The organism is Streptomyces sp. NPDC005722 (assembly GCF_040630935.1).
In the GTDB taxonomy this organism is placed as follows: domain Bacteria; phylum Actinomycetota; class Actinomycetes; order Streptomycetales; family Streptomycetaceae; genus Actinacidiphila.
In genome coordinates this window covers 18222-39945 of the sequence record NZ_JBEXYN010000063.1, presented here as the reverse complement: position 1 = coordinate 39945, position 21724 = coordinate 18222, and the positions used below count along the sequence as shown (strand labels likewise).

At 68.5% G+C, this 21724-nt stretch carries 18 protein-coding genes and 1 pseudogene; 10 read left to right on the top strand and 9 right to left on the bottom strand.

All coding sequences use genetic code 11. The features are described 5' to 3' along the window. Nucleotides 1–504 precede the first annotated feature (504 nt). From ABZ479_RS38365 to ABZ479_RS38340, 6 genes are all read left to right on the top strand, one after another. On the top strand, nucleotides 505–789 hold the full coding sequence (locus ABZ479_RS38365; RefSeq protein ID WP_500465897.1) for a hypothetical protein: 285 nt from the start codon (nucleotides 505–507) through the stop codon (nucleotides 787–789). 88 nt (nucleotides 790–877) lie between these two features. Further along, nucleotides 878–1132, top strand: a complete 255-nt coding sequence (locus ABZ479_RS38360; RefSeq protein WP_500465896.1) for a hypothetical protein — start codon at nucleotides 878–880, stop codon at nucleotides 1130–1132. 10 nt (nucleotides 1133–1142) lie between these two features. Then, the gene (locus tag ABZ479_RS38355) at nucleotides 1143–1388 is read left to right on the top strand and encodes a hypothetical protein (RefSeq protein ID WP_500465895.1); all 246 of its coding nucleotides are present in this window, start codon (nucleotides 1143–1145) and stop codon (nucleotides 1386–1388) included. 27 nt (nucleotides 1389–1415) lie between these two features. Further along, nucleotides 1416–2039: a hypothetical protein gene (locus ABZ479_RS38350; RefSeq protein WP_500465894.1), complete on the top strand. Its 624-nt coding sequence runs from the start codon at nucleotides 1416–1418 to the stop codon at nucleotides 2037–2039. 172 nt (nucleotides 2040–2211) lie between these two features. Further along, entirely contained in the window at nucleotides 2212–2439 is a 228-nt protein-coding gene (locus tag ABZ479_RS38345; protein WP_500465893.1) for a hypothetical protein, read from the top strand. A gap of 25 nt (nucleotides 2440–2464) precedes the next feature. Next, nucleotides 2465–2692, top strand: a complete 228-nt coding sequence (locus tag ABZ479_RS38340; RefSeq protein ID WP_500465892.1) for a hypothetical protein — start codon at nucleotides 2465–2467, stop codon at nucleotides 2690–2692. 19 nt (nucleotides 2693–2711) lie between these two features. On the opposite strand, the gene lexA is transcribed toward ABZ479_RS38340, so the two are convergent. Together lexA and ABZ479_RS38330 are read right to left on the bottom strand one after the other, a co-directional pair. Further along, the gene (gene lexA, locus ABZ479_RS38335; RefSeq protein ID WP_500465891.1) at nucleotides 2712–3413 is read right to left on the bottom strand and encodes a transcriptional repressor LexA; all 702 of its coding nucleotides are present in this window, start codon (nucleotides 3411–3413) and stop codon (nucleotides 2712–2714) included. A 109-nt stretch (nucleotides 3414–3522) separates the two neighbouring features. Then, nucleotides 3523–3675, bottom strand: a complete 153-nt coding sequence (locus ABZ479_RS38330) for a hypothetical protein (RefSeq protein ID WP_500465890.1) — start codon at nucleotides 3673–3675, stop codon at nucleotides 3523–3525. Here ABZ479_RS38330 and ABZ479_RS38325 point away from each other — a divergent pair. Together ABZ479_RS38325 and ABZ479_RS38320 are read left to right on the top strand one after the other, a co-directional pair. Then, nucleotides 3674–3988, top strand: coding sequence for a hypothetical protein (locus ABZ479_RS38325; protein WP_500465889.1), 315 nt, complete (start codon nucleotides 3674–3676; stop codon nucleotides 3986–3988). The genes ABZ479_RS38330 and ABZ479_RS38325 overlap by 2 nt on opposite strands. Before the next feature lie 905 nt (nucleotides 3989–4893). Next, nucleotides 4894–6273, top strand: a complete 1380-nt coding sequence (locus tag ABZ479_RS38320; RefSeq protein ID WP_500465888.1) for a DUF2637 domain-containing protein — start codon at nucleotides 4894–4896, stop codon at nucleotides 6271–6273. 768 nt (nucleotides 6274–7041) lie between these two features. Here ABZ479_RS38320 and ABZ479_RS38315 read toward each other — a convergent pair. After that, a protein-coding gene (locus ABZ479_RS38315) for an IS3 family transposase (protein WP_500465887.1) occupies nucleotides 7042–8204 on the bottom strand; the annotation gives its coding sequence in 2 pieces (ribosomal slippage) (nucleotides 7042–7917 and nucleotides 7920–8204; 1161 coding nt in all). Between the two features lie 39 nt (nucleotides 8205–8243). After that, nucleotides 8244–8462 (bottom strand): hypothetical protein, encoded by a 219-nt coding sequence (locus tag ABZ479_RS38310; RefSeq protein WP_500465886.1) that lies wholly within the window; start codon nucleotides 8460–8462, stop codon nucleotides 8244–8246. A gap of 984 nt (nucleotides 8463–9446) precedes the next feature. On the opposite strand from ABZ479_RS38310, the gene ABZ479_RS38305 reads away from it, so the two are divergent. Beyond that, entirely contained in the window at nucleotides 9447–15608 is a 6162-nt protein-coding gene (locus ABZ479_RS38305) for a DNRLRE domain-containing protein (protein ID WP_500465885.1), read from the top strand. 769 nt (nucleotides 15609–16377) lie between these two features. Beyond that, a pseudogene (locus ABZ479_RS38300) lies at nucleotides 16378–16524 on the top strand (IS5/IS1182 family transposase); the annotation flags it as partial. A gap of 113 nt (nucleotides 16525–16637) precedes the next feature. On the opposite strand, the gene ABZ479_RS38295 reads toward ABZ479_RS38300, so the two are convergent. Genes ABZ479_RS38295 through ABZ479_RS38275 form a run of 5 tightly spaced genes read right to left on the bottom strand, consistent with a single transcriptional unit; the run spans nucleotide 16638 to nucleotide 21709 of the window. Further along, on the bottom strand, nucleotides 16638–20138 hold the full coding sequence (locus ABZ479_RS38295; protein ID WP_500465884.1) for a LysM peptidoglycan-binding domain-containing protein: 3501 nt from the start codon (nucleotides 20136–20138) through the stop codon (nucleotides 16638–16640). Between the two features lie 22 nt (nucleotides 20139–20160). After that, nucleotides 20161–20610 carry a TadE/TadG family type IV pilus assembly protein gene (locus ABZ479_RS38290; RefSeq protein ID WP_500465883.1) on the bottom strand — a complete coding sequence of 150 codons (450 nt, stop codon included), beginning with the start codon at nucleotides 20608–20610 and terminating at the stop codon, nucleotides 20161–20163. Next, nucleotides 20607–21056, bottom strand: a complete 450-nt coding sequence (locus ABZ479_RS38285; protein ID WP_500465882.1) for a TadE/TadG family type IV pilus assembly protein — start codon at nucleotides 21054–21056, stop codon at nucleotides 20607–20609. The genes ABZ479_RS38290 and ABZ479_RS38285 overlap by 4 nt, the downstream gene beginning before the upstream one ends. Beyond that, on the bottom strand, nucleotides 21053–21445 hold the full coding sequence (locus tag ABZ479_RS38280) for a TadE family protein (protein WP_500465881.1): 393 nt from the start codon (nucleotides 21443–21445) through the stop codon (nucleotides 21053–21055). Before ABZ479_RS38280 ends, ABZ479_RS38285 begins: the two co-directional genes overlap by 4 nt. A gap of 57 nt (nucleotides 21446–21502) precedes the next feature. Next, entirely contained in the window at nucleotides 21503–21709 is a 207-nt protein-coding gene (locus ABZ479_RS38275) for a hypothetical protein (protein WP_500465880.1), read from the bottom strand. Between the last annotated feature and the right edge of the window lie 15 nt (nucleotides 21710–21724).

The window sequence follows — 21724 nt, the reverse complement described above, 5'->3', positions numbered from 1 at the left end:
CGCTACGACAAACGCGCTTACACCTACCTCGGAACCGTCACCGTCGCAGCCCTGGTGATCTGGCTCCGCACATGATCCAAGAAACAGAACCTAGTCGCCGCGGCCCTCGCTCACGAAGCCGGCATCAGCCTCTCCTCTGTAGCGGATCTACAGCGCAAACTCGTCAGGGGCCCAGGTGGCCCAGGGCTGGGGGACTGGACGGCGATCCTGCAAGAAGCCGGTGGGGCAAGGATCCGACGCGCCCTGACCCCGGACCACCCCCTCCACGAGTTGGGAGCCCTTCTCAGCGATGATGGCGTCCAGCAGGCACGCAGCCGGCTGGCTGACCGTCGCAATGCCAGGGCGCACGGGCGCGCCCTCGATGCTGTAACACTCCCCGCAGCGCTGGAGGAGGTACACGGCGCTCTTCAACTGCTCCTGGAGCACAGTCGTTTCCTCGCCGACCTGCCTCTCATCCACGTGAGATCCGTGTCGTGGGACGCCTACGCGGCCGAGGCTTCGATCATGTTCCGACGGCTGATGGGCGACCATCCCGTGGTGCCCACGTCGACGATGAAGTCTCCGAGCAACACGATCGAAAGCGACAGTCTCTACCTGGTCGACCGCGACCGCGACCTCCACCTCCTGCGACCCTTCCTCACGACCGAGGTGTGCCAGACGTGCCACAACTGTTCGACCTTCCACGCGGACAAGGAGCGGGGGCAGCTCGTCCAGAAGAGCCTCGAACACGGCCACCACTACCCGTACAACGCAGACACCCGAGTGCTCCAGCAGGTCGGTTTGCTCTGACCAGACGTCGACGGCAGGGCTCAGCGCGATTTGCGTTGACTTGCCTAGCGGACAAGGCTGATCAGGCACGATGTGCACGGAGGCAGGCATGAAGGCTTACGAGCGCAGCCGCGCACGGCTAGTGCGCGCTGGCCCGACGACCACGCATGTGGCGCTGGACGCCTGGGCCCACGGACAAATCATCGTGCGGGTCGACACCGAGGTCATGACCACTGTTACCAGCCTGCCCCGCAATCGACTGGCTGGCGTGGTCCTCACCGCCATGGTCAACCCCACGGCGACCACCGAGCGCGAGGCCGATGCCCACGACTGGGCGTTGCTGTCCGCTCGAAGCGCAGCGTGACCCCGAGCCGATGACCACCACCTTCATTGCTTACCTTCGATTCCACCCCGGCGGCCCGACTGTCACCGGAAGCTGGGACAACCACGACAGGGCGCTGCGTGCTTACCGAGGCTACGTCGGACTCTATGGCGACCCCTCGGCCGAGGTGGCCATCGAGCTGCTGGAGGAGACCGACGGCCACCGCAAGGTCCTCAGACGATGGACCCGGGATGGCGAAGTGAACGGAGGCACCGCCGACAGCACAAGCCGAGACTGAGGGCAGTCCCTCGGGCTACTGTCCGGCATGACCATCGTCGACACATCCATCGCCGCGGCTTCCGCATTCTTCAGCGGCGCCGCCGCTTGGGCAGCCTGGAAGGCGTCGCAGGAAGCCAACCGGACAGCCGCAACGGTCGCCCAGATCGAACGCGATCGCTGGCACAACGAGCTGACGCCTCAGCTCCGGCTGCGCCTGGAAGAGGACCGGAACGTGCTGTACGTCCGCTTCGATGGGCCTGCCGGACTCGCGAGTCTGACTGTGAGGCTCACATTGCGCGATGATCGTTGGCTTGCCCAGGAAGCCATTACCGTGCCTGCCGCCGCTCGGACGGCACAAGAGGAAGCCAACGTCATCTGGGGTCCCTTCCGCTTCCCGCCCGGGACCGGTGGGTCCGACCCTCTCGGGCGCTCCATAGCCCCGTTCGTCTTGGAGGAAGCCGATCGCATCCGGCTGCCCCTGGAGCCCTCATTGAAACCGTTGTGGTGGGAGGGGGAACTGGGCGAGGAAGCTTGGCGCCATCGATACCGGCATGCTCGTGTGCGGCTGCGGGCTGACTGCGCAGCACCAGGACACAAGCCGTGGCAAGTCAGCTTCGAGGTACCCCGCAGCGGCGGGTGGGCACAGACCGGGCAACCGATCTTCACGTGAGACCTGGTACGGATCTCGAAGGTAGCGTCGACGGAACGGGAAGTTGGCCTTCGTGATTCAGGGCAGGCGGGATTTCCCGTACCGTGGTGGCACACACCCAGGGTGTGTGCCATCGGCCACGTGGCCGCCAGCCACGACGCCAGCCCCCAGCTCCACCCCAGGAGACGCCGCCATGAGTGCACAGTCCCCCCAGTCGGTCCCCGAAGGCCTGCAAGAGGGCCAGCCGGAAGCGCTGCTCGCGTCCGCGGCCGCCGAACGTCAGTCCGCGGAAGCGCTGGCCGGCGTCCTGGAAGACATCGCCGCGCACGGCGTGCCCGCCCTGGAGGACTGCGTGCCAGCCGCCGAGGCCCACGAAGCGATGTGGGCCCGGGTCACCAGTGGGGCGGGGCGTGTCGCCTAGTCACTCCCGGCCGCGCAAGGCCGAAGTGTTCTACAGCCCCCTCGCGCACAGCCAGCTGGAGAAGATCACCACCGTTCAGCAGGCCAGCGCGGTCGAGCGGGCCCGCGGTGCCTTGGAAGCCCGCCCCGACATCGGCGTGCTGAGGCCCGACGGCCTGCGGGACTACCGCGACGACGAATCCGGCGTCCGGTTTGTTTACTTTTTGACCATTTGGAATACGATCATCATCGTGGCCTACCTCGAAGTCGACTGAGCCCCACGGTCCGGCCCGGTCACAAGGCGCGCACCACTGCCACGACCTTCCCCAGCACGGTGGCGCCCTTAGCCTCGATCGGCGTGAACGCCGGACTCTCCGGCAGCAGCCACACCCGATCGCTCTCCCGCTTCAACCGCTTCACGGTCGCCTCGCCCTTGATGAGGGCCGCCACGATGTCACCGTTGTCCGCCGCCTGCTGTCGCCGTACCGTCACCCAGTCCCCGTCGCAGATCGCGGCACCCGTCATGGAGTCCCCGGCCACCTGCAGCGCGAACAGCTCACCATCACCGACCAGTTCACGCGGCAGAGGGAAGAACTCCTCCACGACCTCCTCGGCCAGGATCGGGACGCCCGCCGCGATCCGGCCCAGCACCGGCACGAACACCGGCGACGGCATCTGCAGCTCTGCCTCAGCCGGCTCGACGTCACCGCCGGTGCGCCGCTGCACCCACGACGCCCGCACCCGGTACGTGCGGGACCGATGCGGGTCCTGCTCGAGCACATCCTTACGCTGCAGCGCCATCACCTGATGCGCGACCGACGACGTACTGGCCAGCCCCACCGCCTGGCCGATTTCCCGCATCGACGGCGGGTATCCGCGCCTCGCCACAGAGTCGACGATCACGTCGACGATGTGGGCCTGTCGGCTCGTGAGCCCATCGGGCCCCACCGTCTCGCCGGCCGGCCGGCCGGGCCCTGCACCGCTGGCAGCACTCATACCGGAACCTCCCCAAGCGCCGATCTTGCAACCGTATCCGGCTGACCTGCCCAAACGGAACACCCCTGCAGGTCAACCGCCCCGCCCAGCACGAAGCGGTCCACGTGAATCAGGCCCGGCGCGTCGGGGGCCGCGCCGAGCCGTTGCCGACCATCGAACCGGCCCGCCGCCCCACGTGCAGCCCGACCACACCCAACCGGGTCGCGACAGCGGCCGACCGACCGCCGATGCCGCGCTCCACGTCGCTCGTTACACAGTCCATGCCGACAACCCCCGCCCCGGACTCCCTGGACTCAGCCGCCGCCGGCCTGCTGCATGACTACCGCGCCGGGACGTGGCTCCCCACCGACCAAGAGCGCGACCTCGCCGACGGCCTGGCCCGCACCCGCTGGAGCGAGCACTCCCTCCGGGCCGGACTCCGCGGCGCGTCGCCAGCCGTTGCCGGCGGTCGCCTCGGTGGCGTGCTCGACCAAGCGGTACAGGTCCTTGCCGAGACGCCCGCGGCCGCCACCGACGACACCCTGCTGCAGGTCCGTGTCCTCGTCGACGCCCTGACCAGCGCGCTTTCGCCCTGACCCTTGTTGCGCGACCGCCCGGCCGCACAATGCTCCGCCCACAATGCTCCGGTCCCCCCGCGCAGGAAGGCTGCGAAGAAGGCTGCGAAATTGAAATGGTGCATCACTACCGGAGACTGATTTCGCGGTGACCAATCACGTGTGACACTTCCACACTGACCCTGAATTGCCAGGTCGGACGCGAATTCGCGGATGAAGGATCGGAGATTGCTCGCGCATGAAGGTTCGCGGATTGGTCCCGGGCGAATCGCGAAGACGCGCGATATCTACCCCCACACCGGGGTAGAGTCAGCGACACGGGAGTACGTACATACGTAGTCGGGGACCGCCACCCCGGGACGTGCCCCGACACAGACAGGGGGTCCGCCACTCCCGAGAGAGTAACGAACCCCCTGCTGGTGATCCCGGCTTGTTAGGGCCAGGCCGGGATCACCTTCCTCGTACTGCGGCCACGACAGTAGCCACATTGGCGATCACCTGCGAGTATGCGAACACGTCGCTTCGCCACGGTCGCTCTCGCAGTCGACGCAGCCACTCGCGCAGTCTGCTTCGCCATCCGTTCATGAAGCCCACCCTTGCAGGAGGAGCGGACCCGCTGTCCACCCCTTGGGCGCGGATTCCGAGCATGCTCGGCCTCCACCCTCAAGGGGCGCACTTATGGTGATGCCTTCTGTCTTCTGAACGTCTTCGTGGAGCCTAACTCACGAACGGAGCCGTGATCTCTCGAATGGCGAAAGCCAGAGTTCCTTTCCAGCGTTTGTCGGAAATAGGCGCGGCAGCTTGCGAACGTGATCGAGCAGAACAGCTGAGTCGGCCTGCCACCGGGGTGCCGGAGACTGTCAAATCGTGAGAGTGTTGGCCTTGGCTACAGCGTGTGACAGTAGAAGCAGGAGGGGCCGCCGGTCGTGGAGGGGGCAGCGCAGGACACCGAGCAGCTGGGCCGTACCCAGAGGATCCTGATCGGTGTCGTCGTGATCGGGGCGGTGATCATCGCCGCGATCGGCTTCGCCGGCTCGTACGCCGCGGTGCGCGAACTGGCGCTCCGCAAAGGCTTCGGCGCCTTCGCTAACGTCTTCCCGATCGGCATCGACGCCGGCATCGTCGTCCTGCTCTCGCTTGACCTGCTGCTGACCTGGCTGCGCATCCCCTTCCCGCTGCTGCGCCAGACCGCGTGGCTGCTGACGGCGGCGACGATCGCCTTCAACGGCGCGGCGGCCTGGCCGGACCCGCTGGGCGTCGGGATGCACGGCATCATCCCGATCCTCTTCGTCGTCTCGGTCGAAGCCGCTCGGCACGCGATCGGCCGGGTCGCCGACATCACCGCCGACAAGCACATGGAGTCGGTCCGGCTCGCCCGCTGGCTCCTTGCCCCGGCCGCGACCTTCCGTCTCTGGCGGCGGATGAAGCTGTGGGAGCTCCGCTCCTACGACGACGTCATCCGCCTCGAGCAGGAACGCCTCATCTACCAGGCCCGTCTGCGCGCCCGCTTCGGCCGGGCCTGGCGCCGCAAGGCCCCCGTCGACGCCCTCATGCCGCTTCGCTTCACCCGCTACGGCATCCCGCTCACTGAGACCGGCCCCGCCGGCCTGGCCGCGGCCGGGATCGAACTTCCCGCCGTTGTGGAGCGCCCCGCCATCGAGCCGGCCACGCCCGAGGAGACCGGGGGAGCGGTCGTACGGCACCTGCGGCCCGAACCGGACCTGGTCGTCCCCGAGCCGTCCGTGCCGGCGCAGACGGCGGCCGCCGCCGAGGCTCCGGCCCGTCGCGTCACCGTCACCGTCCCTGTTCCCGACGTCGGCTCGGAGCCGGAGCCGGAGCCGGAGGTCGAAGCGCCCGGCCCTGTTGCGGTGCCGGCAGTGGAAGAACCGGCGCCCACCGGCGGCTCGGTCCCGCAGCTCACGACGGTCGACCGCTACTACCGGGTCTGGGACGAGTATCGGCGCGCACACGGCCTGGCCATCACCGAGGACAAGCAGCTGACGGACAAGGTGCTGTCGGCTCACCTTGCCACGCTCGGGATGACGGGCCGCGGCGGTGCCCCGGTCAGCCCTTCCACGCTGCGCCGCTACCTGCCCTCGTTCCGGATCTACGCGGTCTGGCTCGACCACCTGGAACGCACAGGCGTCGCCCCGGACGAGTACCTCCTGGCGCAACTGCTCACCGCGCGCGGGATCGTCGCCCAGTACGGCGCCATCTACACGCCGGGCAAACTCGAGCCGTTCGTGGCAGACTTCCCGCGCCGCCGTGCTGCACTCGCGGCCGACCAGATGCTGAGCGACGCCTGATCGTCGAACGCGCATTTGGCGGGTGTGGTGCCGGTCGCTTACAAAGGACATACCCGACGCATCGGAGGAAGCGCCGTATGACCGACGGGGCAAGCCCCGCTCCCCGCGCCAACGCCGTCCTGGCCCGCGACTGCGAACACTGCCGCGGATGGGGAACCATCGTCACCGACCTCGGCCACCACAAACTCTGTCCGCACTGCCAGCCCGCGAGCGAGCAGCCGCCCGCACCGGCACCACGACACCCGGCCCCCGGGCGGGGCCCGCTACGCCTCCGCAAGTCGGTGGGTCCGCTGTAAGCAACGGGGGAGTGTCGGCTGACACCCCCCGAGAGACCGAAGGGGCTCCTGCCGCCATCACCGCACCCCCCTCTCTCTTGTGCAGGTCAGGACACGCTATGTCGATCATGGTTGGGTTGTCACTACCGGTCCGGCAGAAGATGGCGTCGACCGGGAGAGCCGCACTCACCGGCAACCGAACGCGGCGCCGGACAGGGACGGGCAGGCGCGCAGAACCTCGGCCCGAGCCTGCGCCTCACCCATCGGGGGGCGGTCTACCCACTACGCCAGCACATGCGACACCGCGGCGGACACCGCTTGCACGTGCTGTGACACGTCCTCGTCGACGGCGCCGTATCCGCCGTCGGAGCAGTTGGGCCGGTCACGACAGCCGTCCCATACAGCCCATACGGCAGCTCCGCCCCGCGCCAGGTGCTGGCCAGCGCCCACGCGGCGACGTTGGGTCTGCTGCAGGTTTGGGTGACAGGTTGGGTCACGCGGCCTGGAGGGCCGGTGTGGTCATGACGGTCTCGAATTCGACGGGGGTCAGGCGGCCGAGTGCGGCTTGCCTGCGGCGGCGGTGGTAGGTCCGCTCGATCCAGGTCACGATCGCGATCCGCAGTTCTTCGCGGGTGGTCCAGCTCCGGCGGTCGAGGACGTTCTTCTGCAGCAGGCTGAAGAAGGACTCCATGGCCGCGTTGTCGCCGGCTGCCCCGACTCTCCCTATCGATCCGGCCATCCAGTGGCGGTCGAGCGCCCGGACGAATTTTCGTGACCGGAACTGCGATCCGCGATCGCTGTGCAGGATGCATCCGTCGACGTGTTCGCGCCGGGCGACGGCGTTGTCCAGGGCGGCCACGGCCAGGCGGGACTTCATGCGCGCGTCGATGGAGTAGCCCACGATCCTGTTGCTGAAGACGTCCTTGATCGCGCAGAGATAGAGCTTGCCTTCGCCGGTGGCGTGTTCGGTGATGTCGGCGAGCCATAGGCGGTTCGGACCGGTTGCGGTGAAGTTGCGTCGGACCAGGTCATCGTGGACCGGCGGGCCGGCTTTCTTGATCCTTGCGCGCTTCTTGCCGAACACGCTCCACCACTGGTTGTCCCGGCAGATCCGCCATGCGGTCCGGTCAGCCATCACGGCTCCCGAGCTGCGGGCTTCATCGGCCAGGAACCGGTATCCGAACTCGGGATCCTCGCGGTGGGCGTCGAACAGCGCGTTCGCGCGATGAGCCTCCTCCAGCACGGCGTCGGTCACCGGCTTGTCGAGCCAGCGGTAGTAGGGCTGTCTGGCGAGTTTCAACACCCGGCACGTCACCGCCACGGGGACCCCGCCGGCGGCCAGCTCCGTCACGAGCGGGTAGATCCTTTTCCCGGCAGATGCGCCTGCGACAGATAGGCCGCGGCCCGGCGCAGGACCTCGTTCTCCTGTTCCAGCAGCTTGATCCGCCGGCGTGCCTCGCGGAGTTCCGCGTTTTCCTGGCTGGTCACCCCGGGCTTGGCTCCGCCATCGATGTCCGCCCGGCGCATCCATTTCCACAGCGTCATCGGGTGGACTCCGAAGTCGGTGGCCACCTGCTCGACCGTCACACCCGGGCCGCGGTTCCTCGCGACCCGCACGACATCCTCGCGGAACTCTTTTGGATAGGGCTTGGGCACAGCAACATCCTTCCCACCCGCCCCGCAGGGCAAGCCAGTTCAGATGTCACCCGATCGTGCAGCAGACCCGTTGAGCTGCCGGGTCGGGTTGAGGGAGCCCTGGCCGTGAACGTGGATCAGGGCGCGCCGCTGGTAGACCGTGCCGTCGACGACGCCACTGAGCAGAGCGCGCATCACCTGGCGTTGCCTGGTGGAGTCCTCCGGCAGCTCGAACGGCGCCACCATCCCGGTGACTTCAAGCCGCAGTGCCGCGACCATGACCTACCTCCCCGTATCGGAGTTACGCTGATCGGCAGTGGGTGCTGGCCGTGTTCCCCCGTCGCGGCCGGCACCCCCGGATTCCCCCAGCACTGCGGCGATGGCGTGCTCGGTGCGCGCGTCCGTGGAGATGTTGTAGGTCCGGTCGCCTCGGTGTTGTGAACGCTGCCAAGCGGGGGAGCAACCCCCTTTTGGCGGACTGACCAGCAGACCTGACGGTCTACTGGCGCTGCGTCAAGGTGCGGGCGCGCGCGAGGTCGACGGTCCGGGACAGCCTTCTTTGCTGTGCGCGCCACGAAGCTTCCTGTCCATCGCTTGGTAGCCGATGGCGGGGCGGGCTTGTCTGTTCGGAGTCGGCGGCTCGCGGTCAGCGGACGAGCGGTGCAGTCCGGTGTGCATGCGTCGGCATCCAAAATCGGCACACAAGTAGCAAGTAGTTCAATTCTCAAACTATTTGCTTCAGGCAACCTGGTCCGCAGGTACGTGAAGTGGCTTCGCGCGGCGGCCTGTTGATGCCGTGGGAGCGGCAAGGTAAAAAGCCCGTCAAGGGGAGTCTTTGCTTCCGCTTTGCTGTGTTGGCTGTGTGGCGGCTGGGAACTGTGGTGCGTAAGGGGTTCTTAAGCGGGCATACCGTCCCGGCTGGAGTGGGGTGGTCGGTCGATCCCCGGACCCGGAAATGGATCTTCAGTAAACGCGGGATAAACATCTCTTTCTGGTCCCTCATGGGGATCTCTTGAAGGAGTTGTGATGGTTTCCTGGTCCAAGGACGCGCCGCCGGGCACGTTCATACCCGCTACGTCATCCGGGCGCAGGCGGCTGCGCAGAATCGCGGGTGCCGTGTCACTGGTGCTTGCCGTTGAGACCGCGCTGGTAGTGGAGTCCACCGGGCAGGCGATGGCCCTGACACCAGAATCGCCAGCGGCAACGTCCTACGCCGCAGCCGCGGGGCCCGCGCAAGCCTCCGACGAGTCCTCAGCGGTGCTGATGGCACGGTTGCAGGACCGGAAGATAGAGGTGCTGTCGGCGCGGACGGCGGACACGACGACGTGGGCCCTTCCCAGTGGTGAGCTGCAGACCGCGGCGTATGCCGGCCCGGTGCGGGTGAAGCAGGACGGGGTCTGGCAGGACATCGACACCTCCCTGTCGGACACCGGCTCCGATCTGACGCCGGCGGCCACTGCGGCTGACGTCGCGGTCTCCGACGGCGGTGACACCTCGCTGGCGTCGGTGGCCAAGGGCGAAAAGTCCTTCGGCCTGGGCTGGCAGGACAAGCTGCCGATCCCGGTGGTGAAGGGCAACACGGCCTCCTACGACCTGGGTGACGGGCAGAAGCTGACGGTGTCCGCACTGGCGCAGGGCTTCACTGAGAGCGTGGTCCTGGACCACCAGCCCGACGGCCCGGTCTCCTACCGGCTCCCGCTGAACCTCGACGGGCTGAAGCTGTCGCAGGCCGACTCCGGGCATCTGCTGCTGAAGGACACCGACGGCAAGCTGGTGGCCGAGGCCTCCGCGCCGATGATGTGGGACTCAACCAAGAACCCGGTGTCAGGCGAGTCGGACCACCAGACCCGCGTCGCCACCACGGTCGAGACCGACTCCGACGGCACGCAGTCCCTGGTATTGACGCCGGCCGCGGACTTCCTGGCCACCGCGACCTACCCGGTGACGGTCGACCCGACCTCCACGCTCGCGGCGACCACGGACACCTGGGTGCAGACTCCGGACTACCCCGACTCCCAGCAGGGATCGCAGGAGCTGAAGTCCGGCACCTACGACACCGGCCAGGACGTGGCGCGGTCGTATCTGAATTTCGACGTCGCCAAGTTCAAGGGCAAGCGCATCACGTCCGCGACGATGTCGCTGTACTCGTATTACTCCTCCACGTGTGCGACCGGTGGCCCGGGGACGCAGGCCAGGCGGATCACCACGCCGCTGGACACCGTGAACATCACCTGGGGTACGCAGCCGTCGACCACGACGACGAACATGGCCACCAACACCGGACACTGGGGCTACGACTCCTCCTGCCCGGCGGCGTACTCGAACTGGACGCTGACCGGCATGGTCCAGGACTGGGCCGACGGCGCCGCCAACTACGGCATCCAGGTCCGCAGCGCCGATGAGACCGATCCCACCACGTGGCGCCGGTTCCGCTCGGCGAACTACACCACTGCCGGCTACGCGCCGAAGCTGTCGGTGACCTACAACTCGTACGCCACGACCTCTTCGGCCGCGATCTCACCGAGCGTGGTCAATGCCTACAACGGTTCGCGGTACGTGACGTCCCTGACGCCGACGCTGTCGGCGAAGGTCACCGACCCCGACGGTTCCAGCGTGAAGGCGCAGTTTGAGATCAGCCCCAACCCGGCGAACGCGGACACCACCTACACCTACACCGGCACCTCCGCCTCGGTGGCCTCCGGCGCCACGGCCAAGCTGACCATCCCGTCCGCCTCGGCGTTCCCGGTCGGTGTGCACCTGCGCTACCGGGTCCGCGCCTACGACGGCACCGACTACGGTTCCTGGTCTGGCTACAGCAACTTCGGAATGAACACCGGCCTGCCGGTCGCGCCGACGATCGTCTGCGACCCCTACAGCCCGGACACCTGGACCAACACCGCCACCGGACCGGTCACCTGCACCCTGGACACCACCTCCACCGACGGCCAGGGCTTCAAGTGGAGCCTGGACAACAAGTCCGTGCTGCCCAACAGCGTCTACGACACCGGCAACGGCACCGACGGCGACCCGCTGACCATCACCATCAGCCCCACCGACGGCTGGCACACCCTCTACGCCCAGACCATCGACTCCGCCGGCAATCTGTCCACCGGCGTCACCGCCTACGCCTTCGGCGTCGGCTCCGCCCACGCCGGCCTGCTCACCCCGAACGACGGCGACAGCAGCGCACGCCGGGTCAGCCTCACCTCCACCGGTGACCCCTCCTTCACCGGAGTGACCTACCAGTACCGCAGCGGCGAGACCGACACCTGGCACAACGTCCTCGTCAACGAGGTGACCAAGACCGCCGGCGGCGCGATCACCGCCTGGCCCATGCCCGTCACCGGCGGCACCCCTGCCCCGCTGACCTGGAATGTGACCACCTCGCTGCCGGACGGCCCGATCGACATCCGAGCCTCCTTCACCGGCGGCACCACACCCGGTAACTCCCAGCCGCGCACCATCACCATCGACCGCAACGCCGGCACCGCGCCCAGCGATGATGTCGGCCCCGGTTCGGTGAACGACCTCACCGGTGACCTGACCATCTCGGACACCGACGCTTCCGGCTTCGGCCTGTCGGTGTCGCGTAGCGCGTCCTCCCGTAAGCCGACAGCTGGTACGAACACCCAGGGCCAGGCCGCGATCTTCGGCCCGCAGTGGACGTCCGGCACCACGGCCGAGCTGACCGACTCCGACTGGACCAACGTCCACAAGGTCACCGGCACGTCGGTGGCCCTGACAGACATCGACGGGACAGACACCGGATTCACCGCCACCAACGCCGGCGGCTGGAAGCCCGAGCCCGGCTCGGAAGACCTGACGCTGGTCAGTAAGGACAGCACGACCGGCAAGGTCACCAATGACCTGACCAAGGTCTCGGACTTCACCCTGAAGGACGACGAGGGCACCACGACCACGTTCGCCCGCGTGGACTCCACGACGAGCACCTGGGTGGTGGCCAGCAGCTACCTGCCGACCGCCAACTCCACCACCACGATGGTCTCGGACAAGGTTCCGGGCGGCGGGTCCACCTTCCTGGCCCGCCCGAAATATGTGATAGCCCCGACCACCGCGGTCAGCGCCGATCAATGCCAGCTGGCGATCGACAACGCCACGGCCGCCGGCAAGGACTTCTTCACCAACACCAGCACCAACGCCGGCTGCCGGGTCATGCAGTTCGTGTACTCGACCTCCACGTCCGCTACCAGCACCGTGTTCGGCGAGTACACCGGCCGCGTCGCCCAGATCAAGCTGTGGGCCGTCACGCCAGGCGCCACTACCACCACGGCCAGCGTGGTCGCGCAGTACGCCTACGACGACTCCGGCCGGCTGCGGCAGGAGTGGGACCCCCGGATCAGCCCCGCGCTGAAGACCTCCTACACCTACGACACCGCGGGCCGGATCACCACGCTGACCCCGCCTGGCGAGCTTCCCTGGACCCTGAACTACAACACGGACGGCAGCGGCATGCTGTGGTCCGCGTCCCGGCCCAACCTGAAGGCGGGAAGCAAAACCGAGACCGACGGCACCACCGCGACCACCAGCGTCGTCTACAACGTGCCGCTGTCCGGGGACGGCAAGGCCCCCAACAAGATGGCCGGCGATGACGTCAAGGCCTGGGGACAGACCGACATCCCCTCCGACGCCACCGCGGTCTTCCCCGCTGCCGTCGACCAGGGCGACTTCGTCCCGACCTCGCACGACGGTGCGGACCTGGCCACCGGGGACTACAAGCGGGCCACCATCACCTACACCGACGCCTCCGGCCGCGAGGTCAACACCGCCACTCCCGGCGGGCACATCACCACCACCGAGTACGACCAATACGGCAACACCGTCCGGGAACTGACCGCGAGCAACCGCGACCTCGCCCTGACCACGGACACCAACACCGACGCCTACGACGAACTGGCCGAGCTCGGCATCGCCGGCATGACTCCCAATGTTCGGGCCGAGCAGCTGTCCACGCGCTCGGTGTACAACACCACGTCCGTAGCAGCGGACCAGGGAACCGACAAGGACACCGACCCCGCAACCACCGGCCAGCGCCAGCTGGAGGAACTCGGACCGCTGCACCAGGTCACCCTGGCCTCCGCTTTGAAGGCAGGCACCGGCGGGACCGACATCCCGGCCGGAACCGCGTGGCCCGCGCGCACGCACACCGTCAACACCTACGACCAGGGCCGTCCCACCGACGGCACCGCCACCACCAACAACCAGGTCACCACCATCAAGACCGGCGCATTCGTCGACGGCTACCCCTCCGACGGCGACGTCCGGACCAGCACGACCGCGTACGACTGGGTCAAGGGCCTGCCCACCAAGCAGACCACCGACCCCGCAGGGCTTGCGATCACCACCAGCACGTCGTACGACGCGCAGGGCCGCGTGATCAAGACCGGCCTGCCCAAGTCCAACGGCGCCGACGCTGGCACCACGGTGACCACCTACTGGGCGGCCACCGGCACTGGAGCCTGCAACGGCCGCCCCGAATGGGCTGACCAGGTCTGTTCTACCGGCCCCGCCGGTGCCATCACCGGCGGTGGTACCAACCCCAGTCAGCTGCCTACCAAGACCATCGAGTACGACCGGTGGGGCAACACGGCCAAGGTCACCGAGACGGCCAACGGCTCCACCCGCACCACGACCTCGACCTACTACACGGACGGCCGCGTCAAGACCGTCAGCATCACCGGTGGCACAGGCGCCGCAGTTCCGGACACCACCACCACGTACGACCCCGACAGCGGCGACGTGGCCACCGTGACCGCGGGCGGCCAGACCATCAGCCACAGTTACGACCAACTGGGACGGGAGATCTCCTACAGCGACGGCGCCGGCAATACCACCACCAGCGCATACGACGCGCTGGGCCGCGTCGTGAAGACCACCGACTCCGCTCCGTCGACCACGACCTACACCTACGACACCGCCAAGGACCCCCGCGGCCTGGAAACCTCCCGCACCGACTCGGTCGCCGGCACTTTCTCCGCGACCTACGACGCGGACGGCGACCTCGCCACCCAGACCCTGCCAAGCGGCTACATTCTCACCCTTGGCCAGGACGAGACCGGCCAGGAAACCTCCCGGGTCTACACCCGCGACAGCGACAACCTCGTCGTCGCCTCCGACACCGCCGACCACTCCATCCAGGACCAGATCGTCGGTGAGACCGGCAGCAACGGCCAGACCCGCGACCGCGCCTACACCTACGACCAAGCCGGTCGCCTGACCCGCGCCGACGACACCGCCCCCGACGGGTCCTGCACCCGGCGGGACTACACCTTCGACAACAACACCAACCGCACCGCCCTCGCCGCCACCAGCGACATCGGCGCGGCCTGCACCTCCACCGGCGCGACCACCACGCCCTACACATACGACAGCGCCGACCGGCTCACCACCGCCGGCACTGTCTACGACGCGTTCGGCCGCACCACCACCCAGGCATCCGGCGCCACCATCGGCTACTACACCAACGACCTCGTCCGAAACCAGACCTCCGGCACCAGCCGGCAGACCTGGACCCTGGACGCGGCAGGCCGCCTCGCCGCCTGGACCACCGAAACCAACACCAGCGGCACCTGGACCCAGACCGCGGCCAAGACCAACCACTTCGGTGCCGATGGCGACAGCCCTGACTGGATTCAGGAGACCACCGGCAGCATCACCCGCAATGTCCAAGGCATCAGCGGTGACCTCGACGCCACCACCAGCGCCACGGGCGACATCGTTCTCCAGCTGACCGACATCCACGGCGACACCACCGTCCAGCTCCCGCTGGACACCGCTCAGGCGCCGGTGTCGCTGGCCTATGACGAGTACGGCAACCTAGAGGACGCCACGCCTGCTACCCGCTACGGCTGGCTCGGCGGCAAGCAACGCTCCAGTGAAACCGTCACCGGCGCCTCTCTCATGGGTGTCCGCCTGTACGACCCCACCATCGGACGCTTCCTGTCTGTTGACCCGGTCTTCGGCGGCAACGCCAACGCCTACGAGTACTGCCACGGTGACCCGCTCAACAGGTACGACCTGAACGGCAAGTTGAGCTGGTGGCGGAGGCACGCTGGCGACATCGCGGGCGTCGCCTTCGGTATCGGCTGTACGGCCTTCTCGGGTGGCTGGGGCGCATGGGGTTGCGCCGTGGGCGGAGCAATGATCAGCGCTTCGATCAATTACCACTTCACCACGAAGCGCAAAAAGCGCCACATCGGTGGATACTGGGCCGCATCGTGGCGGGCCGGCGCTTTGGCGGGCGTTACATACGGCGGGTCACGTTTCGTGGGCCATTACCTGAAGAGGCCCGCAGCGCGCTTTGCCCCCCGATGGAAGCGCTACGGCTACAGCACCATCAGACGCGCCTACCGGAAGGGCTTCCGTAATGGCTGGCGGACCTACAAGAACTGGAACAGGCGGTGGTAGCAATGACTGCGGCCTCGCGTCGTGACGCGGCAAACCGCTGGTGCGCCCGTCATCCCCTGATCAGTGGGATGACGGGGGGAGCAGTCTTTACGCTCCTGATGCTGACCTTCGTGTGGCCGGTCACTGTCGGGCAGACAGTGTTCATGTTCGTGGTATTCACGAGCATCTTCACGCTCACTGCTCTTAGCGAGCGGAGACGCAGAAAGAAGTTCAACCTGCCGCGTTGAAACAACAGCGAGCGCGGGAGAGTTACGACTCTCCCGCGCTCGCTGCCTTATGCGCGCCATCCTGGCTGGAGAAACCTCTCACGTGACATGCCAAAACTGGGCCGGACAGGACGCTGTGCAGTCCTGTCCACCGATCCCATCACGCGACTTTGCCGAGGCTCTGGAAACGGCAAGAAGTACTTCCATGGCACGCGCAACGCCTCTCCAGCGCTGGGTGTGTAGCACGTGGCGCATTCCGGTCGGAAATTCGAGAGGGGGCTTCAATGGGAAACTTCAGTGAATTTGCCTTCGGGTTGTTGGTTGGAGTCTGGCTAACGGCCGCGATCATCGAGATCGTCATGCGAAAAGGTTGGTCGATCCAAAGGTCACTGGGTATGCTCATGGGTCTAGTCGGGCTTGTGGCGCTGGTGTCCTATGTCGCCAGTGGTCAGTAGGCCTCGAACCATGAATAACGGAAACCTGCCGATCTGAGCCGAGGCAAGTGCGGGGAAGTCGATTCGGCTTCCCCGCACTTTGCTGTGGGTATGAGTTGAAGGCAACGACTCGTGGATGGGACCTTGGTCCCCACCTGGGACCATGCCATCGCCGAGCGCTCGAAGAACTATCGGTACTCCACCAAACACCAGGTCGTCATCGATGCCGATACCCGGCACGTCGTCGTGGTCGGTCGACCGCTCGCCGGGATCCGCAGAGCCCCGGTGGAGGAGCTGATGCCGCTCCAGCCCCGCGATCGGTCCGGTGGCCAGCGCACGGGTGTCGGCCGCGTTCCCCGTCGCGACCGGCACCCGCTTTGCGTGGTGCGTCAGGCGCCGCCGGGTGCGGCCGCCAGGTCTCCGGACTCCTCCAGCACTGCGGCGATGGCGTGCTCGGTGCGCGCGTCCATGGAGATGTCGTAGGCCCGGGTGACCTCGGTGACCCGGGCTACCGCTTTGCGGGCCCCTGAGTGATTTCCGGCGGCCTGCTCGATGGCGATCCAGTCGCGGTAGAGGACCTCGGCGGTCTCATCGATGTCCAGGCCTCGCAGTACCGCTCCGCGGGCTGCGTCCCAGTCCGGCGTGTCACCTGCGCAGTGCCAGGCGGCGAGGGTGTGCACGACGTCGACGATGCGGGACAGCATCTCCTGTTGCACTGGCACCGCCCACGGATACTCCTGGCCGCCGAAGGGTCGGCCGCGCACCAGCGCGAGCGCGGCTTCCAGGTCCGCCATGCCGGCCGTCCCCGCGGCCAGGCCGCGGGTGGCGAGGTCTTCAAAGGTCGCCCAGTCCGAGCGGATTGACGGGTGGAAGGCGTATCCCGACCCTGCCCTGGGCCGGGGCAGGTACGGCTGGTCGTCCGGGGTGGACCCGAGTCGGGCCCGGATTTCCGACAGCCGGGACTGCAGGGTGCGGGTCGTCCATGGCGAGGCCGGGTCCATGAACGTGCACAGCGCGTCGGCGTTCCGGCCGGGCTTGAGGTAGATCAGCGCCGCGAGCGTCTCCAACCGCGGGCCATGCCCGGAGCCGGTGATCCCGGACACCTGCAGCGAGCCGAGCACATTGATCTCAGGAGCCTTCGGGCCGGACGGCTCAGGCATCGACGCCACCTCACCGGCAGCGCTGACGGCCTCCCCGCTGTCCGCGGCGATGGCAACATCCGGGTTCTCCGGCTCCACAGCCGAGTCCGTGCCGGACGGCGCAGTTGCTTTGACCAGGTGGATCCGGCCTGGGTCGGCGGTGGCGAGCAGAGCCGGGAACGGGCTGTCCGCCTCGGTGCCCGCGCCGGCGTCATCGGCGATCGGGTGCAGCAGCATGGGATGCGGAGCCGGCCGCGAGGTCGCGGCAGCGTGAGCATGGTCCTCGGCGAGCTGCCACGCGCCCTTCGCACGGTCCGCGGGCTGATCCGCGACGTCGAGAGCGTGGACCAGTTCCCGGTACTGCTCATCCGACAGCCGCTGCAACTCCACCGGGCCAGACGACAACTGGGGGAAGACCGCCGTCGCGGTCCTGGCGACAGGAACGGCGCCGGCGTCGGGGAAGGCCTGTCGGGTCGCCGGGGTGTCGGGCAGGACGACGGTGACCGGCAGGTGCCGGGCGGCGGCGATCGCGTCGGCGAGCTGCCAGACCTGCTCGGGGTCGACATCGGCCGCACAGATCAGGATCCATGGCAGCGGCTCCACCGCCTGGTCCTCGCCGTGCTGATACACCTCCACCAGAAGCGCCCCGAGGTCGGAGACCACCGACGCCAGATGCGGCATCGCCCGCAACCGGCCCTTCGGTAACAGCCCCGCCAGCCGGCTTCCCAGTCCCACGGTGAGGACTTCGGTGTGGTCAGTCCACGCACTGGTGCCCGCCTCCAACGCCAGCGCCCGCGCCACCGCGAGCACATCTTCCGGCGTCCCGTCCAGCAGCAGTCCACCGGTCTGGAAGAGGTTGATCAACACCAGGTCACCGGACTCGGCCGCACCGAGGGTGACCAGCCCCGGATACGGTGCGGGAACCTGCCGCGCCTGCTCCGCTGGCAGCAGCGGCAGACCGCCGTCCAGCACCCACACCCCGGCCGACTGGCCAGCGGTGAACGGCGGGACCGGGTCTGCTTCGGGGTCGTCGACGACCAGGTGCACCGCGCCGGACGCGGTGACCCGGGCACCCTGAACCGCGGGCACCTGGTCGCCGGACTCGGCCGCACGGTGACCCAGGGTGCGCAGCACGGAATCGAGCAGCGCGACGCCAGCGGGCTCGCCCACGGCCTGCAGGATCTGCTCGGTCCGGGTCGGGTCGTCGTCGATCGCAATGGTCTCGCCCGCCCGGCGCCGGCGCTGCTGCAGAATCCGCCGCACCCCCAGGGCGCCCGTCAGCAACGCGGCCAGCAACGCACCGATCCCAGCCATCAGCACGACCTGCCGCTCCATCCCGGAATCCGGTGCGGCGTCAACGCGCCCCGCCCGGGCCAAGTCCGAGGAGGGCGACGGCGACGGAAGTGCTGACGGCGAGGCGGGTGCCTCGGCCGCCGATGGCGCCCCGGACCGCGGCGACCCGGGCGGGGTAGCAGCCGTCGGTTCGGTGGCTGGGGTCCGTTGGGCAGGCCGTGTGTGGCCAGCAGTCCCGTCGGGCACAGCGGTCTCGGCCGGTCGTGAGGAGTCTGCCGACCTGGGCGTGGACGTCGGCAGCGACGTCTCCCCACTCGGCGATGCGACCGCCGACGGTGTCGCAGCCGCGGTAGAGGGCGCCGTTTGCGGTGCCCTGGAGGGACCCGCCGCACGGTCGAGTCCGCTGGGAACGTCGATGTTGCCCGAGGGCGGGGTGCGGTTGCGCGAGTGCTCGCGATTGTCCTGCTGCGGGCCGGCAGCCGTAGCGGGCGCGTCCGGGTTGGGCAGGTCGAGGTGCTGGCCGGGGTAGATCAGGTCGGGGTCGGTGAAGTGGCGTCCGCCGGGCTGGTCTTCGCCCCGGTTGAGACGGAAGATCGCCGGGTAGCGGTCGGCGTCACCGAGCTCGTCTTCGGCGATCTGCGACAGGGTGTCGCCCGGCCGCACCGTGTAGGAGGCAGGCTGGTTCTCCTCGAGCGCGCTCCCGCGGCCGCCCTGCGCCTGCGGCCCGGCAGGTGCGGCATCGTCCGGCAGGAGCAACACCCACCCCGGCCGAATCGGATCCTCTGCCCGGAAGACGCTGCCGTCGCTAATGGTGCGCCCATCGTTGAGGGCGGCGATCTCTTCCCACCGGTCGCCGTCGCCGAGCCGGTCCTCGGCGATCGACCACAAGCTCTCCGCCGGCCGGACCGCCCGCACCCTGTGCGTGACCGCACCGTCCCGCTCTGCGTGAGAGGTTGTGGCCGGTGTGACCGCGTCATGTCCGCCTTGGGCCGGGGAACTGGTGGCCGCCGCGGTGGTGACGGCGTGGGCGGGGGCGGGGGAGGCCAGAGCAGTGCCGGTGGGCAGCGCGATCAGGATGGCGCCGACCAGAGCAGCGGCGGCACGCTGCCCGACCAGTATCCGTACCTTCGGTGCGGTCCGGCCGCGCAGCTGAACCGGGACCTCGACAGCCACGGCGGCCGCGAAGCCCGCCCACCCGGCCCAGCCCGCGACGGCGAGTGCCAGCAGGAACACTTGCCCGGTGTCCTGCGTGCTCAGCAGGTTGCCCAGAGCTTGCATGCCGGGCGGGCCGACGATGGCGGTGCCCCACCACAACAGGAGAGGCAATCCGAGCAGCAGCGTGGCCAGCAGCAGAAGGCTCGCGGCCGCGCGCACGACCGCGCGGATGGTGACGCCACGGGTTCGCGCCTGATGGGTGGGTGGTCTGCGCGGCGGACGGACAACAGCGGGCTGGGGCATGACGGGTGGCCCTTCTCGTGGGCTATTCGGGCTGGTCGACGCCGTGCAGCAGCGTCGCGGTGCCGTGCCCGGTGACATCCATGGAGCCGATGCCGATCACGTGCAGGAACCGGGTGGCGTAGGCGGTGTCGACGGTGACGCTCAGCTCGCTGCGGTCCGGCGAGACGTTCACGGTCCCGTGGACGCCGGCCTGGCGCAGGTACTCCGTGGCGGCGGCCTCGGCGGCGGCGGGGTCGACGCGGATCGCGGCTCCGGTGACAGCAGCGGCGGGATCCAGGGCCTGCCCACCGGCGCGGGCGGCTTCCAGCGCGAGGGCGTCGGCGCGTTCAGTGGCGCGCAGCTTGCCGCCACCGTCCAGGACCAACCCGGCGATCGCGAGCAGCACCACAGTGCAGATTGCGACGAACACCGCGACCCCGCCCCGGTCACCGCGACCGTGGCTGCAGACGGCTGGCTGCGCGGTCGCGTTCATCCCTGCCTCGCTCGGAAAGCGTCCGCGACACTGGTGAAGGTGCTGGTCAGGGTCTTGGAACCGGGAGCTCCTGGGAGCAGCAGATCGGACAGGTCGACGGTGCAGCGGACGGTGACGGTGACGTACCCAACCTGACCGATCGGGACGGCGAGTCCTGAGGCATCGACGTCCACGTCGGTGCTGGAGCAGCGGATGCCTTGGTCCTCCAGCGAGCGGGCGGCAGCCTCGGCGGCCGCGGACTGCGCGGCGAGTGGGGTGCGTTCCAGCGATGCGGCGCGGGCGGCGTCCTCGGCGGCCGCGTCGGTCTTTCCGCCGGAGACGGCGAGGCGTCCGGCGGCGATCGCGAGGCACAGGAACGCGATCAGCAGCGGTGTGACGATGGCCGCCTGGATCGCCTCGCTGCCCCGATCTCCGCGTAGCCGTGGCTGGTGCCTCGCGCGCGTCATGGTCTGGTCCAGCGTTCACGCGGGCCTGTGGCGGATTGGCTGACGTGCAAGCCCCCGACGCCGGGCAGTAGCGACGGAGCGGTCCCCGTCACGGTGACCCGCACGGAGTCGGTGCCGCTGCCAGCCGTGCTGACGCTGGGGGTGCGGAGGCTGTCACCGGCGATCCGGCTGAGGACCTCGCGTGCCCGGGCGGCGCCATCGGTGTCGGTGGCTTGGTAGGTGCGGGCGGCGGTGACCCCTTCGCGGGCGGCGGCCAGGGCGATGTTGCGGGCGTGGAACCACATGCCGGCCTGGACGACGGCCAGGGTGAGCAGGATGACGAACGGGAACACGATCGCCATCTGAATCGACGCCTCGCCCCGGTCACCACGCCGCCCGGCCGCCGCCACCCGACGGGCGACTCGTACCGTGCTGCTGCTCGTCCCCGTTGCCCTGGCCATCGGCGGTCAGATCCCGTTGAGCAGGCCGTTGTACTTGCCGACGATGACGCCGATGGTGCCGGCGATGGCGAGTGCGCCGCCGACGGCGGCGACCCAGATGATGACGGTGGTGATGGAGATGTCGCCGCGGTCGCTGCCGCGGGCACGGCCCTGCTCGAGGCGGCCGCGCACCCACATGACAGCAGCAGTTGCGGCGCGGGTCAGGTGATGCATGGATCAGCGCTCCTT

Coding starts and splice junctions, on each gene's coding strand:
- ABZ479_RS38310 (WP_500465886.1), bottom strand. CDS start 8,462: ATGGTCGCGGCACTGCGGCTTGAAGTCACCGGGATGGTGGCGCCGTTC.
- ABZ479_RS38325 (WP_500465889.1), top strand. CDS start 3,674: ATGCCGACAACCCCCGCCCCGGACTCCCTGGACTCAGCCGCCGCCGGC.
- ABZ479_RS38345 (WP_500465893.1), top strand. CDS start 2,212: ATGAGTGCACAGTCCCCCCAGTCGGTCCCCGAAGGCCTGCAAGAGGGC.
- ABZ479_RS38350 (WP_500465894.1), top strand. CDS start 1,416: ATGACCATCGTCGACACATCCATCGCCGCGGCTTCCGCATTCTTCAGC.
- ABZ479_RS38275 (WP_500465880.1), bottom strand. CDS start 21,709: ATGCATCACCTGACCCGCGCCGCAACTGCTGCTGTCATGTGGGTGCGC.
- ABZ479_RS38330 (WP_500465890.1), bottom strand. CDS start 3,675: ATGGACTGTGTAACGAGCGACGTGGAGCGCGGCATCGGCGGTCGGTCG.
- ABZ479_RS38355 (WP_500465895.1), top strand. CDS start 1,143: ATGACCACCACCTTCATTGCTTACCTTCGATTCCACCCCGGCGGCCCG.
- ABZ479_RS38285 (WP_500465882.1), bottom strand. CDS start 21,056: ATGACGCGCGCGAGGCACCAGCCACGGCTACGCGGAGATCGGGGCAGC.
- ABZ479_RS38295 (WP_500465884.1), bottom strand. CDS start 20,138: ATGCCCCAGCCCGCTGTTGTCCGTCCGCCGCGCAGACCACCCACCCAT.
- ABZ479_RS38290 (WP_500465883.1), bottom strand. CDS start 20,610: ATGAACGCGACCGCGCAGCCAGCCGTCTGCAGCCACGGTCGCGGTGAC.
- lexA (WP_500465891.1), bottom strand. CDS start 3,413: ATGAGTGCTGCCAGCGGTGCAGGGCCCGGCCGGCCGGCCGGCGAGACG.
- ABZ479_RS38365 (WP_500465897.1), top strand. CDS start 505: ATGTTCCGACGGCTGATGGGCGACCATCCCGTGGTGCCCACGTCGACG.
- ABZ479_RS38360 (WP_500465896.1), top strand. CDS start 878: ATGAAGGCTTACGAGCGCAGCCGCGCACGGCTAGTGCGCGCTGGCCCG.
- ABZ479_RS38305 (WP_500465885.1), top strand. CDS start 9,447: ATGGCACGGTTGCAGGACCGGAAGATAGAGGTGCTGTCGGCGCGGACG.